Here is a 15424-nt window from a genome sequence, read left to right as displayed (position 1 = left end):
GTTTTCCCCCGGCCATGCGCTCCCTTGACGAATGCACACGTGTGCATTTATGCTGGCGGCCGGTATGAAAAAGAAGCGGCCGGCGTCGCCGGGCGACAAGGGCCATCCACAGGAAACAGGCACCATGATCATCAAGGAGCTGCGGGAACTCACGGTCCCGCTGCGCGGCAACATCTCCAACGCCCTGGTCAATTTCTCGGAGCACACCGTCTCGCTGGTGGCGGTCGTCACCGACGTGGTGCGCAACGGCAAGCCGGTCACCGGCATCGCCTTCGACTCCATCGGCCGCTACGCCCAGGGCGGACTGCTGCGCGAGCGCTTCTTCCCGCGCCTGCTGGCCGCCCGCCCGGAATCCCTGCTGGACGCATCGGGCCGCCGCTTCGATCCCGCCAAGGTGCACGCCTGCGCGATGCGCAACGAAAAACCCGGCGGCCACGGCGACCGGGCCGCTGCGGTGGGCGCGCTGGAGCTGGCGTTCTGGGACCTGAACGCCAAGCTGGACGACGAACCGGCGTTCCAGACCATAAGCCGCGCCCATGGGGTCTCGCGCCTGCGCGACGATGTGGACGTCTATGCCGCGGGGGGCTACTACTATCCCGGCGATCCGTGCGCCATCCTGCGCGACGAATTGCTGCGCTACCGTGACATGGGCTTCTCGGCCTTCAAGATGAAGATAGGCGGCGCGGACCTGGCCACCGACGTCGCGCGGGTCGAGGCGGCGCTGGAGGTGGCCGGCGACGGGTCCAGGCTGGCGGTCGATGCCAACGGCCGCTTCTCGGTGGACGAGGCGGCGGCCTATGGGAAGGCCATGGCGCAGTACGGGCTGCGCTGGTTCGAGGAAGCCTGCGATCCGCTGGATTTCGATGCCAACCGTCGTTTCATCGAAGGCTATCCGGGTGCGGTGGCCACGGGCGAGAACCTGTTCTCGGCCGCCGACGTGCGCAACCTGCTGCGCTTCGGCGGCATGCGGGCGGACCGTGACATCTTCCAGATGGACGCGGGGCTGAGCTACGGCCTGACGGAATATGGCCGCATCCTGGCCGAGATGGACGCGCATGGCTACCGGCGGGCGCAGCTCTATCCCCATGGCGGCCACCTGATCAACCTGCATATCGCCGTGGGACTGCAACTGGGCGGCTGCGAGGCCTATCCCGGCGTGTTCCAGCCCTTCGGCGGCTACTGCGACGATTGCGTGGCGGGCGACGGCCGCATCGCGCCGTCGAGCGCGCCCGGCTTCGGGCTGGAGCGCAAGCCGGAGCTGCGCGAGGCGATCGGACAACTGCTGGCGTGAAGGAGACGCGCATGAAGATCCTGGTGATGGGCTGCGGGGCCATGGGCTCCATCTATGCCGGCCTGCTGGCGGCGGGCGGCAACGAAGTGGTGGCGGTGGACACCTGGCGCGAGCACGTTGCAGCCATGCGCGACCGTGGCTTGCGGGTGGAAGGCGCGAGCGGCGACCGGGTGGTGAAGGTACGCGCGCTGGAACAGGTGCCGGACGAAGCCATGGACCTGGTCGTGGTGGCGGTCAAGGCCGCGCACGTGGCCGAGGCGGCGGGCCGGCTGGTTCCGGCCGTGGGGCCGGACACCCGCGTACTGACCATCCAGAACGGCATGGGCAGCGCGGACCTGGTGGCGCGGGCGGTGGGCGCGGAGCGGGTCGCGGTCGGTATCGCCGGCGGCTTCGGCGCGCAGATGCGCGGTCCCGGCCACACTTTCCACAACGGGATGGAGATCATCCGCATGGGCGCCTACTCGACGCTGGCGCGCGAGCAGGTGGACGCCATCGCGGCCCTGTGGCGGGCGGCCGGCTTCAAGGCCGAGGCCGTGGACAACATCGCCGCCATGCAGTGGGAGAAGCTGATCTGCAACGTGGCCTATAGCGCGCCGTGCGCGCTGACCGGCATGACGGTGGGCGAGGTCATGGACGATGCCGACATGGGGCCGGTCAGCCGGGCCGCGGCGGTCGAGGCCTGGGAAGTCGCGCGGGCGCGCGGCGTTGCGTTGGCGGTGCAGGATCCGGTGGCCCATGTGCGCGCGTTCGGTGCCAAGATCCCCAATGCTAAGCCGTCGCTGCTGCAGGATCTCGAGAATGGCAGGCCCAGCGAGATCGATGTCATCAACGGCGCCGTGCCCCGGGAAGCGGCGCTGGCGGGCATGCAGGCCCCGGTCAACGCGACGTTGACGGCGCTGGTCCGCCAGCGCGAGCGCCGGGCGGCGCGCTGATGGCATCCGGGAGCCGCCCATGGGCATGACCGCCACCGAGAAGATCTTCGCCCGCCACGCCGGGCGCGACCGGGTGCGCCCCGGCGAGATCGTCACGGCCCGGATCGACCGCGCGCTGTTGAACGACGTCAGCGGGCCGATCGCCTTCGAGCGGCTGGCGCAGATGGGCGTGGCGCGGCTGCGCGAACCGGACCTGGCGGTGCTGGTGGGCGATCATTTCGCGCCGCCCAAGGACGTGGCCTCGGCGCGCGCGCTGCGGTCGCTCCAGCGTTTCGCCGACGAGCACGGCGTGCGGCACCACTACGACATCGGCACGGGCGGGATCGAGCACACCCTGCTTCCCGAGCTGGGGCTGGTGCGGCCCGGCGACCTGATCGTCGGCGGCGATTCCCATACCTGCACCTATGGCGCCTTCGGGGCGATCGGCATAGGCATGGGTTCCACCGACATCGCGGCGGCGCTGGCGATGGGCGAGCTGTGGTTCACCGTTCCGGCCACGTTGCGCATCGAGTTCCGCGGCGAGCGGCAGCCCTATGTGACCGGCAAGGACCTGATCCTGCACCTGCTCCAGCGCCTGGGCGTGGACGGGGCGGCTTACCAAAGCATGGAGTTCGGCGGCCCCGGCATGGGCGGAGTGACCATGGACGAGCGCATGGCCTTGTGCAACATGGCGGTGGAAGCCGGCGCCAAGACCTGCATCGTGCCGCCCGACGACACGACGCGGGCATGGGCACGGCGCACAACCGGCGGCGCAGGCATGATCGAGCACGGGGACGCGGACGCCGACTATGCCGGCCGCCTGCAGGTGGCGCTGGAGACGCTGCCGGTCCTGTGCGCCAGGCCCTACTCGCCAGGCAACGTGGCGCCCGTGGCCGAGGTGCGCGGCGTGCGGGTGGACCAGGCCTACATCGGCAACTGCGCCAACGGTACCCTGACCGACCTGCGCCAGGCCGCGGCCATCCTGCGCGGACGCAAGGTGGCGCGCGGCGTGCGCTGCGTGGTCGTGCCGGCCACGCGGGACATCTACCGGCAGGCATTGGCCGAGGGGTTGATCGATATCTTCGCCGAGGCCGGCGCGCTGGTGTCGCCCTCGACCTGCGGCGCCTGCGCCGGGCTGAGCACGGGCGTGCTGGCCGAAGGCCAGGTCTGCGTGGCGACTACCAACCGCAACTACCGCGGCCGCATGGGCGATCCGGGTTCCCAGGTCTACCTGGCCAACGCCCACGTCGCGGCGGCCAGCGCCGTGGCGGGCGAACTCATCCATCCGGAGGCGCTGTGACGCAAGCCAGCGCAACGGTGCGCCGTTTCGGCGACGACATCGACACCGACGTGATCATTCCCGCCATCTACCTGACCTCGCATCGTCCGGAAGTGCTGGCCCGCCATTGCATGGAACCGCTGGACCCCGGATTCGCCGCACGGGTCCGGCCCGGCGACGTGCTGGTCGCGGGCCGCAACTTCGGCTGTGGTTCCTCGCGCGAGCATGCGGTGCTGGCGCTGCAGGCGGCAGGCATCTCGTGCATCGTGGCCGAGAGCTTCGCCCGCATCTTTTTTCGCAACGCGCTCAACAACGGGCTGCCGCTGGTGGCCTGCCCGGACGCGGTCCGCGATGCCCGCGAAGGCGACGCGATTCGGGTGGACCTGGACGGCGGACAGGTCTGGCTGGGGGCGCGCGCCTACCCGTTTCCCGTCCATCCGCCCTTCCTGGCCGACATGATCCGGCAGGGCGGGCTGGTGGAATACGTCAGGCGGCGACTGGCCGAGACCGGTCCGGACTGACTCACCATCGAGGCGCACAGACGCCAGAGGAGACCTGCATATGGACCCCGATACCCGACGATGCGGCCGCGGGCGGCGCCTCGCGCTTGCCGCCAGCCTGCTTTCCGCCCTGCTGCTGGCAAATCCCGGACCGGCGTCCGCCCAGCCCGCCGCCCGCTATCCCGACAAGCCCATCCGCCTGATCGTGCCGTTCGCGGTGGGCGGCACCAGCGACGTGTTCGCGCGGCTGGTGGGCCAGAAACTCTCCACCGCCTTCGGCCAGCAGGTCGTGGTCGAGAACCGGCCCGGCGCCAACGGCAACATCGGCACGGACATCGTCGCCAAGGCCGAGCCGGACGGCTACACGCTGCTGTTCGCCGCCGACGGCACCATGGTGATCAATCCCAGCCTGTACGAGAAGCTGCCGTTCAACGTCGAGCGCGACCTCGCGCCAGTGTCGCGGGTGGTGCTGGTGCCGCTGATCATCGTCGCCAATCCGCAGCTGAAGGCCTCCACGCTGCCCGAGCTCGTGGCCCTGGGCAGGCGCGCCGACGCCGACCTGGATTTCTCGTCCGCGGGATTGGGCAGCACCGGCCACCTGGCGGGCGAACTGCTGAAGTCGCGCACGGGCATACGCATGTCGCACGTGGCCTACAAGGGCGGCGGGCAGGCGGTCACGGACGTGGTGGGCGGACAGGTGCCGCTGCTGGTGACGGCGCTGGCCACCGCGGACCCCTTCATCAAGAGCGGCAAGCTCAAGGCCATCGCGATGACCTCGGGCAAGCGCGCGGCCGGGGCGCCCGACATTCCCACCGTCGCCGAGGGCGGCGTGCCGGGCTTCGATGTCTCGTCGTGGTACGGCATCCTGGCGCCGGCCCGCACGCCCGCGCCCGTCATCGATAAGCTGCATGCCGAACTGGCGCGCATCCTGCAGGCCGACGACGTGCGGCGCCGTTTCCAGGAGCTGGGCGGCGAACCCATCGGCGACACGCCGCAGGCCTTCGCCGGCGTGATCAAGGAGGATCTCGCCAAGTGGGCGCGCATCGTCAAGGACGCCGGCATCAGCGTGCAATAGCCGCGCGCCTGGGGTGGCCGCCTGCCCACGCGCGGACAGGCGGACGGGTACACTCTGGACACCGGATGCCCCCAGGAAGCCCATGGCCAGTTCCAAGCCCGCCCACGGTCCCGTCACCATCAAGGACATCGCCGCCGCGCTGGGCATTTCGCACACCACCGTCTCGCGCGCGCTGAACGATCACCCCAAGCTCAGCGACGACACCAAGGCGCGGGTGCGGCAGGCGGCGCGGGAACTGGGCTACGTGCTGAACGCCTCCGGGCGCATCCTGCGGGGCGGCGCCAGCCCGCTGGTGGGACTGGTCATCCCCGACATCCAGAACGATTTCTACAGCGCCATCGCCAAGCGCCTGGCCGAACGCTGCCGGGACGCCGGCTTCCAGATGGTGCTGGCGATCACCGAGGACGATCCCGACGCCGAGTGCGGCGAAGTCCAGGCGCTGATCCAGGCCCGCGCCGCCGGGATCGTCATCACGCCTTCACCGGCGCCCCTGCCCCGCACGGTCGAACTGCTGGCCGGCACGCCCACGGTGCAACTGATACGCAGCGTCGCGGCGCTGGCCACCGACGTGGTGGCGATGGACGATGCCGCGGCGGCGCATGACGCGGCGGCCCACCTGCTGGCGCTGGGCCACCGGCGCATCGGCTACGTGGGCGGATACGCGCGCATCAAGCCGGGGCGCGACCGCCTGCGCGGCTTCGTGAAGGCGCATGCCGAGGCGGGGCTGGAAGCGGACCGGGAACTCATCGTGCAGGTGCCACCGCGCCAGGAGTACGGCGCCGATGCCATGCGCCGGCTGCTGGCCGCGCGGCAGCGGCCCACGGCGGTGGTCATCGGCAGTTCCGAGCTGACCATCGTCGCGCTGGCGGTCATACGCGAGCATGGCCTGTCCACCCCGTCGGACATCTCGGTGGTGGGCTATGGCGATCCCAAGTGGTACGAACTGACGACCCCGCCGCTCACGGCGGTGCGCCTGCCCATCGAGGCACTGGCGGCATCCACGGCCGAACTGGTTTTTGCGCGCATCGCAGCCCAGGCGCGGCCCGGAGAACCCGCGTCCGCGCCGCGCAAGCTTCGCATCCGGCCCGAACTGATCGCGCGAGGTTCCGCAGTTCCGCGCAGATGAAGACGCCTAGCGCCGGCGCGCCGCCTTCGGCCGGACGTTGCCGTGCAGGGCGGCATAGGCCGTCAGTTCCTTCTCCATCGCCTGGGCCAGCGGCGGCAGGGATTGCGACTTCACCTTCACGATGCCGATCCGCCGATGGCGGCCGGGGCGGACCAGCGGCACGAAGCACAGGTCCTTCGCGAAGGCCGGCACCGCCAGCCGGGGCAGGATGGTGACGCCCACCTGGCTGGACAGCATGGCCGACAGCGTCATCATGTTGGAGACGTGGAACCAGCAGCTGTCCAGCCACTTCGCCTCGGGAGTGCCGTTCAGCTCGCGGTGGGCGGTGGTGCCGATCAAGGGCAGGTCGGCCAGCACGGACCAGTCCAGCCGGCTGCGCCGGGCCAACGGATGGCTGGCGTGGCAGACCAGCCCGAAGGCATCGCTCATGAGCGGGATGAATTCCAGGCCGGGGGTGATCGAGATCTCGCTGGACAGGCCGAAGTCGACTTCCCCCGACAGCACCATGCGGTGGATGTTCTCGGAATTGTCGTCGATCAGCCGGACCGCCGCGCCGGGATGCCGACCGATGAAGCCCTTGATCAGCGCCGGCACCCAGTTGGTGGCGAAGCTGCCGATGGAGGCCAGCGTGAGCGTGCCCGCGTGCTGGCGCGACTGCGACAGCAGCGTCTCGACGATGCGGTCGTGGTGCTTGACCAGTTCCCTGGCCAGGGGCTCGCACACCTTGCCGAAGGGCGTGAGTGTTGTGCGGCGGTCGGCCTCGAACAGCGGCGCGCCCAGTTTTTCCTCCAGCAGCTGGATGATCTTGGAGACGGCAGGCTGGCTGCGCAGGACCTTGTCGGCGGCGACGCGATAACTCTTCGCATCCAGCACGTGCAGGAAAACGCGCAACTGGGCGATGGGGATCTCTGCCAGCATGTCGATTCCATATGGTTATTGTCTGATCAATATTATTCAATTTTTGGATGACGCGGACGAGCCTATGATCGCCGGATGAATCATGCAGATCGACCCGACGAACCGCTTATTGCGCCGCACGTCGTCCAGCACCCCGGCCCGATCGTCCTTGCCCTGGCCGGGGGCGGATGCAGTCCAAGGATCTACGGCCAGGTCGCGGCCCCCGGCCGCGCGCTGCATGAAGTGGACTGGATGCGGGGGGTGGGACCGTTCACGCCGCCGGCGGTCGCGCGGCGGCTGGCCGGCGCGCTCTCGCAGCGTACCGCGCCGACGGTCTTGCTGGGACATTCGCTGGGCGGCGTGATCGCGCTGCTGGCGGCCCTGGCCCGTCCGTCCGCCGTACAGGCGCTGGTCATCTCCAACACGGGTCCGCACACGCGGGACCACGGCGACAACTCGCTGCCCGAACGGATACGCCACCAATGGACCCCGCAGACGCGGCGCGCCTTCCTGCAAGCCTGCTTCGCGCACGAGCCTCCGGCCGCCTTGATGCGGGAGCTCGAACGCTACCTGGGCGAGCTGCCGGCCGAAGCGCTGCTCGAAGCCGTCGAGGGACTGCGCCGGATAGACCTGAGCCACGGCCTGGGCGCGCTCCGCTGCCCGGTGCTGGTCGCGCACGGGGAACTGGACCGGCGTCGCGGCGTGGCCGACGCGCAGCGGCTGGCGGAGCTGATTCCGGGCGCCGAACTGGTCCTGCTGCCGGGCGGCCATACCCCCATGGTGGACTGCGCCGGCGCCTACAACGAGGCGCTGGACACGTTTCTGGCGCGGCACCTTCGCGCAACCCAACCCTGACGGGAAACGACAAAGAACGAGGAGACAAGCATGAACATCGGAAGCATTCGGCGCCTGGCGCCTGCGGGTCTGCTGGCGTGCGCGGCAGCCTGGACCGGCATCGCGCACGCCCAGGCATCCGACTGGCCAAGCCGGCCGGTCACCATCATCGTACCGTCGGCGGCGGGCGGCGCGGCCGACTTTTCCGCGCGCGTGTTTGCGGGCTATATCGCCAAGGTCCATCCCAAGGCGACCGTCGTGGTCGACGACCGCCCGGGAGCCGGCGGCGTGATCGGCACCATGGCCGCCAAGGAGGCCAAGCCCGACGGCTACACGTTCCTGTTGTCCACCAACTCGACCCATGCCGCCAACCTGAGCCTGTACAAGGACCTGCGCTACGACCCGGTCAAGGATTTCGTGCCGGTGGGCCGGTTCGGCACCTTCGGCTCGGTGTTGATGGTGCCCAAGGAAAGCCCGTTCCGGACGGTGCAGGATCTCATCGCCCAGGCGAAGTCGCACCCCGGGCGCATGAGCTTCGGCTACTACAGCTCGTCGTCGCAGGTGCCGGCGGAAATGCTGAAGGCCGCCGCGGGCGTGGTGTATGAAGGCGCCGCCTACAAGAACGTGACGCAGATCATCACCGACCTGATCGGCAAGCAATTCGATTTCGCGTTCCTGGATGCGCTGTCGGCCGCCCCTGCTCTGCAGAACGACCGGCTCAAACCAATCGGGGTCACGACCCCGCGCCGGCTGCCGCAACTGCCCGACGTGCCCGCCATTGCCGAGGCCATTCCCGGCTACGAAATGCAGGGCTGGCTGGGGCTGACCGCCCCGGCCGGGACGCCGCCCGCCATCGTGGAAACCGTGAGTGCGCTGATGGGCAAGGCCATGGCGGACCCCGAGGTCAGGCAGTCGCTGGAGGCCAAGGGCATGCAGGCGGGCTTCCTGCCTGCCCGCGACATGGGCGCCTTCATCGCGGCGGACATCGTGCGCTGGCGCGACTGGGTGCGCATGGCCAATATCCCGCCCAACTGAGACGGGACCCGCGCCGGCGTGCCGCACCGGCGCGGGAGCCGCGTCAGAACTTGTGCCGTATGCCGGCGATGACGGACATCTGCGTCTTCGAGTCCGACGGCAGGTTGCTGAAGATCTGCGCGTAGCGGGCGTCGCCGGCGGCCTTCTGGTAGATGCCCACCAGGAAGACGTCGGTGCGCTTGGACAGGAAGTAGTCCACGCCCAGGTTCAGCTGGTGCCACTTGGGCTTGTTGCCGTTGCTGCTGTACTTGCCGTCGGTGAAGATATAGCCGGCGCCCACCAGGGTGCTGGGATTGATGAAGTAGGTGATCGTGCCCTCGTAGTTCGACAGCTTCAGGTCGCTGTTGTCGAAGTAGTCGAACTTGCTGTGCGTGTACAGGGCCGAGACCTTCAGCGCCGGCGTGATGGAGTAGGATCCGCCCGCGCCGTACATGGACTGGCGGTTCACGCCCGCGCCGCCGGGGCTGGTGACGAAGGGCGAGGTGATGCCCCAGTCGCCGTAGATCGCGCCGTTGGGGTTGGTGGCGCTGTTGGGCCGGCGCATGTCGTGATAGGCCACGCCCACCGACCAGGGGCCCTGGGTGTAGCCCAGCCCGGCGCTGATGCTGCGGTTGTCGGTGGAGTCGCCCGGCTTCTCGGCGGCGCCGTAGACGCCGATGAACTGCAGGCCGCCGAATTTGTTCATGTACTGCACGGAGTTGCTGATGCGGGCCACCGGGAACAGGTTGTCGTTGTCGCCGATGTGGGTGCCGATCGACGCGAACTGGATGGCCGATTCGTAGCCCACCAGGGTCTGCGACATGGCGTCCATCTGCCGGCCGATGGTGACCTGGCCCCAGGTGTCGTTGGCCAGGCCGACGATCGCGGTGCGGCCGAACAGGCGGCCCTGGGTCCAGGTGCCGGTGTCGGGCGAGAAGCCGCTTTCCAGGTTGAACAGCGCGCGCGTGCCGCCGCCCAGGTCCTCGGTGCCGCGCAGCCCCCAGCGCGAGACCTGCATGACGTTGGCCTTGAGTTCGGTCAGGCTCTTGCCGCCGATGTTATTGGTGTAGGACAGGCCCTCGGAAATGATGCCGTACAGCGTGACGCTGGTCTGGGCCTGGGCGGTGCCGGCCAGGGCCGCTGCCAGCAGTCCGCAGCCTGCCGCGGCGGAGGCCGCGATGCGTGTCTTCATGGTGTCTCCCCTCTTGTTGGTGATGGCCTGGCGATGGGCAAAGCAGGGTCCTCCAGGCGCGCGGGGGCGTCCGGATGCGAAACCCGTCGTCAGGTGTGGTGGCGCGCCGGACGGTCAGGACAGGCCCGTGCCCCGGGCCTGCGACCGGCGGAGGGCGCGCCGGTCAGTCAAGCAGTCCGCGCTGCCTAAGCCAGTCCATGCATAGGTCCCCCGCCTGTTGCAGATGTTCGGGTTGGCCGACGAAATAGTGGTTGGCACCCCGGATCACGGCCATGCTCTTGTCGGCGCTTGCCGCCGCGTCGAAGATGCGGCGGGTGTGAGGCTGCGGCACGGCGTCGTCGGCCGAATGCTCGATCGCCAGCAGCGGCACGTGGATGCCGGCGGCGCATTTCTCGCCGTGCGCGTTGGTGTCGTCCGGCGACCATTGCGACAGCCACGAGCGCAGCGTGGAAAATCGCGCCAGCCCGATGGGGCCGTTGTTGGCGGTCTCGGGCACGCCCATGAAGCAGGTGCCGATGGGGCGGTCGTTGGGGTCGATGGCGCCATCCAGGAATCGGGGTTCGGCCATCGTCCTGTGGGTGACGAAACCGCGCTCCATTTCCTTGCCGCCGCGCTTCTTCAAGGTCTCCAGCGTTTCCTTCACCCATGCCGTGCGGCGGCGGATGCGGGCCAGCTGCGCGGCGCGGAAGCGCGCGAGGAATTCGGCCGAATAGGGCGGCTTGCGATCGGGGTGGTAGAGGTCGAGCTCCGGGTCCCGGCGATCGGGATCGTTCTCGTCGACGACGCTGGGGTCGATCCAGTCGGCGAAGGTGACGGCGCGCGAGACGTGCGCCGCCTGGAAGATCATCGCGTCGGCCGGTATCAATCCGGCGGTGGTGATGGCGCAGGGATCGCCCGCCGGCGTGTGGGTGATGGTGGGCCGTTCGGCCTGCGACTGGTAGAACAGCGACAGCGAGCCGCCGCCCGACCAGCCCATCAGCACGATCTTCTCGTAGCCCCATGTTTCGCGGGCATGGCGGATGTAGGCGCCCAGGTCCACCGCCACGTTCTCCATGATGAGGGCGCTGTCGTTGCGCGCATACCGGCTGCCGGCGCACAGCACGTGCAGGCCGCGGGCGGCCAGGGCGCGCGGCATGGGCAGCAGCTGCAGCGTGGTGGCCGGATGCATGAAGACCAGCAGGGTCCGCGATTTCACGCCCTTGGGGACGTAGCGGACGCCTTCGAGGTGGATGGTGCCGAGCGAGCCTGCGAAACCGTATACCGACTTGAAGGCGGCCTGTTCGGGGAATTCGACGTGCACCCATTCGGCCTGGGTGTCGTGGAGGGGGCTGTCCTTGCTCATGCTGTGCGAGATCTCCCTGTGGTCAGCGCGCGGCGGCCAGGCGAGCGGCCTTCTCGCGGGTCCAGGCATCGCACTGGGCGCGCGCCGTGGCCCGGTAGCCGGCCATTTCCTCGTCGCTGGCCACGGTGGTGGTCAGCTCCAGCCGCACGCCGTTGGGATCGAAGAAGTAGATGGATTGCACGAAGCCCTCGTGATCGACGGGACCCAGGACTTCCACGCCGGCGGCCAGCAGGCGGGCACGCGCTTCTTCCACCGCCTGTACCGAGTCCACGCGCAGCGCCAGGTGGTTGGCCCAGCGCGGCGTGTTGGGCGAGGGGTCGGCCGCCTGGTTGTCGCCCAAGTCGAAGAAGGCGACGTTGCTGCCGTCGGTCATCTCGAAGAACAGATGGACGTAGGGGCAGTGTTCGCCGGTGCTGGGGATGGTCTCGGCTCGGACCAGGTGCGTGAGCGGCAGGCCCAGGATGTCCTCGTAGAAACGGCGGGTTTCCTCGGCGTCGCGGCATCGGTAGGCGAAGTGGTGCAGGCCGCGGATGGGTACGAAAGATGTCATGGTGTTGCTCCGGATGAAACGTGGGGTCGCGTCGGGCTCATGCCGCCTGCCGCGCCAGATCGAAATAGAGTTGGGCGAGGTCGTCGCGGCGGGCCAGCTCGGCGCTGTCGGCGGCGAGCGCGATACCGCCCTTCATCAGGACATAGGCGCGGCGCGTGAAGGGCAGCGCGATGTCCAGCTTCTGCTCGACCAGCAGCATGGTCAGGCCATCGGCCCGCAGCCGGTCCAGCACCGCCAGGATCTCGTCCACCACGCGCGGCGCCAGGCCCAGGAAGGGTTCGTCCAGCAGCAGCACGCGCGGCGCGGACATCAGCGCCCGGCCGATCGCCACCATCTGCTGCTCGCCGCCCGACAGGGTGCCGGCAAGCTGCCGGCGCCGCTCGGCCAGCCGGGGAAACAGCCGGTAGACGAAATCGAAGCGTTCCTCGGCACGCGAACGGTCGCGCCGGACCAGCGTGACCGAGCCCAGGCGCAGGTTGTCTTCCACCGACAGCGGCGCGAACACATGCCGGCCCTCGGGAACCTGGACCAGCCCGCATTCGACGATGCGGTGGCTGGGCAGTCCGCCTATGTCGGCGCCGGCCAGCTTCACCGTGCCCGAGCGCTGCACGAGGATGCCCGACAGCGCCGCCAGGAGCGTGGTCTTGCCCGCGCCGTTGGGCCCCAGCAGCGCGACGGTCTCGCCCCGTTCGACCCGCAGGTCGACATTGCGCACCACGGGTGCGTGGCCATAGCCGCCGCTGACATTGCGTAGTTCAAGCATGGGCCAGGTTCTCCACGTTGCCGAGGTAGGCCTCGATCACCGCCGGGTCGGCGCGCACCGCGTCGGGCGTGCCGTCGGCGATCTTGCGGCCGAAGTTCAGGACCGCCACCCGGTCGGCCAGGGCCATCAGGAAGCGCATGTCGTGCTCGATCAGCAGGACCGCGATGCCCTGGCGGGCGATGCCCAGGATGATCTCCTCCAGTCGCGCGCATTCGCCCGGTGCCAATCCGGCGGCCGGTTCGTCGAACAGCATCAGGCGCGGGCCGGCCGCCAGTCCGCGGGCGATTTCCAGCAGGCGCCCCTGGCCGAACGACAGCGTCGAGACCTCGGCCTGCGCGAACTCGCCCAGGCCGACGAAGTCCACCAGTTCGTCCGCCCGCCGCCGTGCCTCGCGCTCGGCGCGATAGGAGTCGGGGGTTCCGGCCAGCACGCGCCACAGCGACGCCGGCATGCGCGTGTGCATGCCGACCATGACGTTCTCGCGCACCGACAGGCTGTCGAAAGACTTGTTGTGCTGGAAGGTGCGCACGATGCCGCGTGGCGCGAAGCCGTGCGTGGGCACGCCCGCCAGGGACCGGCCGTCGAAGGCCAGCGTCCCGCTGGTGGGCGCGAAAGCGCCGGCGATCATGTTGAAGGTGGTGGTCTTGCCGGCGCCGTTGGGGCCGATCACGCCCACCACTTCACCCGCGCGCACGTCCAGGTCCAGGTCCGAAACGGCGTGCAGGCCGCCGAAACGCTTGCACAGGCCGCGTGCCTGCAACAGGGGGGAATTCATGCCAGGCCCTCCCGTTTCACCGCCTTGGGCTCGACCGCCGGCACGCGAGGCAGGGCCGAGGGAGACGGGTGGCGACGGGCTTGCAGCCGGTCCCACAGCCCGATCAGGCCACGCGGCTGGAACAGCACCGCCAGTACCATGAACACGCCGAACACCAGGGCATGGTGGTGCCCGATGATGGGCGAGAGCACCAGCGGCATCAGGTAGAGCAGCACCGCGCCCAGGATGGCGCCCGCCATGCGGCCGCTGCCGCCGACGATCACCATGAACAGCAGCAGGAAGGCGTTCTCCAGACCGAAGATGTGCGGGTTCACGGTGTTGTCGACGAAGGCGTAGACCATGCCGGCCACGCCCGCCAGCGCGCTGGTGACGGCATAGGCGATGACCTTGGTGCGCCGCACGTCCACGCCCATGGCCGCGGCGGCTTCGGGGTTGTCGCGCACCGCGCGGCAGGCGCGGCCGAACCATGAACGGTCCAGCCGGCCGATGATGGCCATGGTCGCCAGCATCAGCACCACGATCACCACCGTGTACCAGGGGCCCGTGACATGCACGCCGAAGATGTCCGGCAGCCGGTAGCTGGCGAGCCCGCCGGTGCCGCCGGTGATCGCGCCGCCCTCGTTCAGCACGACGATGAAGAGCTGGGCGAAGGCTAGCGTGGCCAGGGCCAGGTAGAAGCCTTCGAGGCGGGTGGCGGGTATGGCCACCACCAGCGCCAGCGCCACGCAGACCGCCACCGTGGCCAGCACCGCCAGCGGCAGGGGCAGGCCCGCCTGCGTGACGAGGATGACGATGGTGTAGGCGCCGATGCCATAGAAGCTGAAATGGGAGAAGGCGATCTGGCCCGAGATGCCGAACAGGAAGTTGTAGCTGATGGCCAGCGCGATCCACAGCAGCATCTTGCGGTAGATGTCGGTCTGGTAGGCCCCCAGCGCGAAGGCGATGGCCGACAGCACCACGGCCGCCACGGCGTAGGAAAGAAAGGACTTCATGCGCGGGCCTCCCGGGGACGCAGCAGGCCCGCCGGGCGCACCAGCAGGAAGGCGATCAGCAGTACCAGCGGCACGCCCATGGCAAGGCCCGGCGGCACCGGCGCGTAGCGCACCGTGAACTGCTCGGCGAAGGCCAGGATCAGGCCGCCCAGCAGGGCGCCCTCGACCCGTGTCGCCCCGCCTATGACCAGCGCGGTGAAGCCCTGTATGGCCAGCGGCATGCCCATCAGGTAGTGGGCCGAGACGTTGGGCGCCACCAGCATGCCGGCCAGTCCGGCCACCACCGCCCCGGCCGAGAAGGACAGGGCCGTCACGCGAGACAGGTTGATGCCCATCAGCGCGGCGGCGCGGCGGTCCAGCGCGACCGCCTCGAACGACCGGCCGGTCAGGGTACGTTCGAAGAAGTACCAGGCGCCCGCGAACACCGCCAGGGCCACCGCGATGATGAAGAAGCTCTGGTACGAGCCGGCAAGCAACCCGAGTTCCAGCCGGCCGAAGCCGAAGGCCGGCGGCACGGGTTGCGGATCGGGGCCGAAGCCCAGCGATACCAGTTCGCGGAACACCACCAGCATGCCCAGCAGCGCGAGCACGGGCGCCAGCGGCGGCGCGCCCCTGACCACCAGCGGCCGCACGGCCAGCCGTTCGGTCAGCCAGCCCACGGCCACCATCAGCGCGGCCACCAGCGCAATCGACACGGCATAGGGCAGCTCCACGCGGGACAGCGCCACATAGGCGCCGAAGGCCGCCACCATGGCCCATTCACCCACGCCGAAGTTGATGATGCCGGTCGGGCGCGTGATCAGCAGGTAGGCCAGCGCCACCAGTCCGTAGATACAGCCGCTGGCGGTGGCGCTGACGAGAAGTTCGAGTAGATCGGTCATGA

The 15424-nt window shown here is 69.5% G+C and carries 16 protein-coding genes; 8 read left to right on the top strand and 8 right to left on the bottom strand.

Annotation, left to right across the window (positions count from 1 at the left end; all coding sequences use genetic code 11):
- Positions 1–124: 124 nt before the first annotated feature.
- The 6 genes from N5K27_RS22020 to N5K27_RS21995 all read left to right on the top strand — a co-directional run bounded on the left by N5K27_RS22020 (position 125) and on the right by N5K27_RS21995 (position 6182).
- Positions 125–1291 carry an enolase C-terminal domain-like protein gene (locus N5K27_RS22020; RefSeq protein WP_279818879.1) on the top strand — a complete coding sequence of 389 codons (1167 nt, stop codon included), beginning with the start codon at positions 125–127 and terminating at the stop codon, positions 1289–1291.
- Positions 1292–1302: 11 nt separating this feature from the next.
- Positions 1303–2223: a 2-dehydropantoate 2-reductase gene (locus N5K27_RS22015; protein WP_279818839.1), complete on the top strand. Its 921-nt coding sequence runs from the start codon at positions 1303–1305 to the stop codon at positions 2221–2223.
- Between the two features lie 19 nt (positions 2224–2242).
- The gene (locus N5K27_RS22010; RefSeq protein WP_279818837.1) at positions 2243–3502 is read left to right on the top strand and encodes a 3-isopropylmalate dehydratase large subunit; all 1260 of its coding nucleotides are present in this window, start codon (positions 2243–2245) and stop codon (positions 3500–3502) included.
- On the top strand, positions 3499–4002 hold the full coding sequence (locus tag N5K27_RS22005; RefSeq protein ID WP_176400733.1) for a 3-isopropylmalate dehydratase small subunit: 504 nt from the start codon (positions 3499–3501) through the stop codon (positions 4000–4002). The genes N5K27_RS22010 and N5K27_RS22005 overlap by 4 nt, the downstream gene beginning before the upstream one ends.
- A gap of 40 nt (positions 4003–4042) precedes the next feature.
- Complete coding sequence (locus N5K27_RS22000; protein ID WP_279818832.1) at positions 4043–5056, top strand: tripartite tricarboxylate transporter substrate binding protein; 1014 nt, start codon at positions 4043–4045, stop codon at positions 5054–5056.
- A gap of 82 nt (positions 5057–5138) precedes the next feature.
- Positions 5139–6182 (top strand): LacI family DNA-binding transcriptional regulator, encoded by a 1044-nt coding sequence (locus N5K27_RS21995; RefSeq protein WP_279818829.1) that lies wholly within the window; start codon positions 5139–5141, stop codon positions 6180–6182.
- Positions 6183–6188: 6 nt separating this feature from the next.
- Here N5K27_RS21995 and N5K27_RS21990 read toward each other — a convergent pair whose 3' ends face one another.
- Positions 6189–7100, bottom strand: coding sequence for a LysR family transcriptional regulator (locus tag N5K27_RS21990; protein WP_279818826.1), 912 nt, complete (start codon positions 7098–7100; stop codon positions 6189–6191).
- Between the two features lie 75 nt (positions 7101–7175).
- On the opposite strand from N5K27_RS21990, the gene N5K27_RS21985 reads away from it, so the two are divergent.
- Positions 7176–7934 (top strand): alpha/beta hydrolase, encoded by a 759-nt coding sequence (locus tag N5K27_RS21985; protein WP_279818823.1) that lies wholly within the window; start codon positions 7176–7178, stop codon positions 7932–7934.
- Between the two features lie 30 nt (positions 7935–7964).
- Complete coding sequence (locus N5K27_RS21980; RefSeq protein WP_279818820.1) at positions 7965–8948, top strand: tripartite tricarboxylate transporter substrate binding protein; 984 nt, start codon at positions 7965–7967, stop codon at positions 8946–8948.
- 43 nt (positions 8949–8991) lie between these two features.
- Here the strand turns inward: N5K27_RS21980 and N5K27_RS21975 are convergent, their stop codons facing one another.
- The 7 genes from N5K27_RS21975 to N5K27_RS21945 form a co-directional block, all read right to left on the bottom strand.
- Positions 8992–10119: a porin gene (locus N5K27_RS21975; protein WP_279818819.1), complete on the bottom strand. Its 1128-nt coding sequence runs from the start codon at positions 10117–10119 to the stop codon at positions 8992–8994.
- Between the two features lie 163 nt (positions 10120–10282).
- Positions 10283–11461 (bottom strand): alpha/beta hydrolase, encoded by a 1179-nt coding sequence (locus N5K27_RS21970; RefSeq protein ID WP_279818815.1) that lies wholly within the window; start codon positions 11459–11461, stop codon positions 10283–10285.
- A 22-nt stretch (positions 11462–11483) separates the two neighbouring features.
- Positions 11484–12011 (bottom strand): VOC family protein, encoded by a 528-nt coding sequence (locus tag N5K27_RS21965; protein WP_279818812.1) that lies wholly within the window; start codon positions 12009–12011, stop codon positions 11484–11486.
- A 37-nt stretch (positions 12012–12048) separates the two neighbouring features.
- Positions 12049–12774 (bottom strand): ABC transporter ATP-binding protein, encoded by a 726-nt coding sequence (locus N5K27_RS21960; RefSeq protein ID WP_087838948.1) that lies wholly within the window; start codon positions 12772–12774, stop codon positions 12049–12051.
- Positions 12767–13549 (bottom strand): ABC transporter ATP-binding protein, encoded by a 783-nt coding sequence (locus tag N5K27_RS21955; RefSeq protein WP_279818809.1) that lies wholly within the window; start codon positions 13547–13549, stop codon positions 12767–12769. The genes N5K27_RS21960 and N5K27_RS21955 overlap by 8 nt, the downstream gene beginning before the upstream one ends.
- Positions 13546–14541, bottom strand: coding sequence for a branched-chain amino acid ABC transporter permease (locus N5K27_RS21950; protein ID WP_279818806.1), 996 nt, complete (start codon positions 14539–14541; stop codon positions 13546–13548). Before N5K27_RS21950 ends, N5K27_RS21955 begins: the two co-directional genes overlap by 4 nt.
- Positions 14538–15422: a branched-chain amino acid ABC transporter permease gene (locus N5K27_RS21945; RefSeq protein ID WP_279818803.1), complete on the bottom strand. Its 885-nt coding sequence runs from the start codon at positions 15420–15422 to the stop codon at positions 14538–14540. Before N5K27_RS21945 ends, N5K27_RS21950 begins: the two co-directional genes overlap by 4 nt.
- Positions 15423–15424 lie beyond the last annotated feature (2 nt).

Source organism: Pigmentiphaga sp. GD03639 (assembly GCF_029845405.1).
In the GTDB taxonomy this organism is placed as follows: Bacteria; Pseudomonadota; Gammaproteobacteria; order Burkholderiales; family Burkholderiaceae_B; genus Pigmentiphaga; species Pigmentiphaga daeguensis.
The sequence above is the reverse complement of the archived record's forward strand: the minus strand, read 5'-3'. Positions and strand labels throughout refer to the sequence as shown.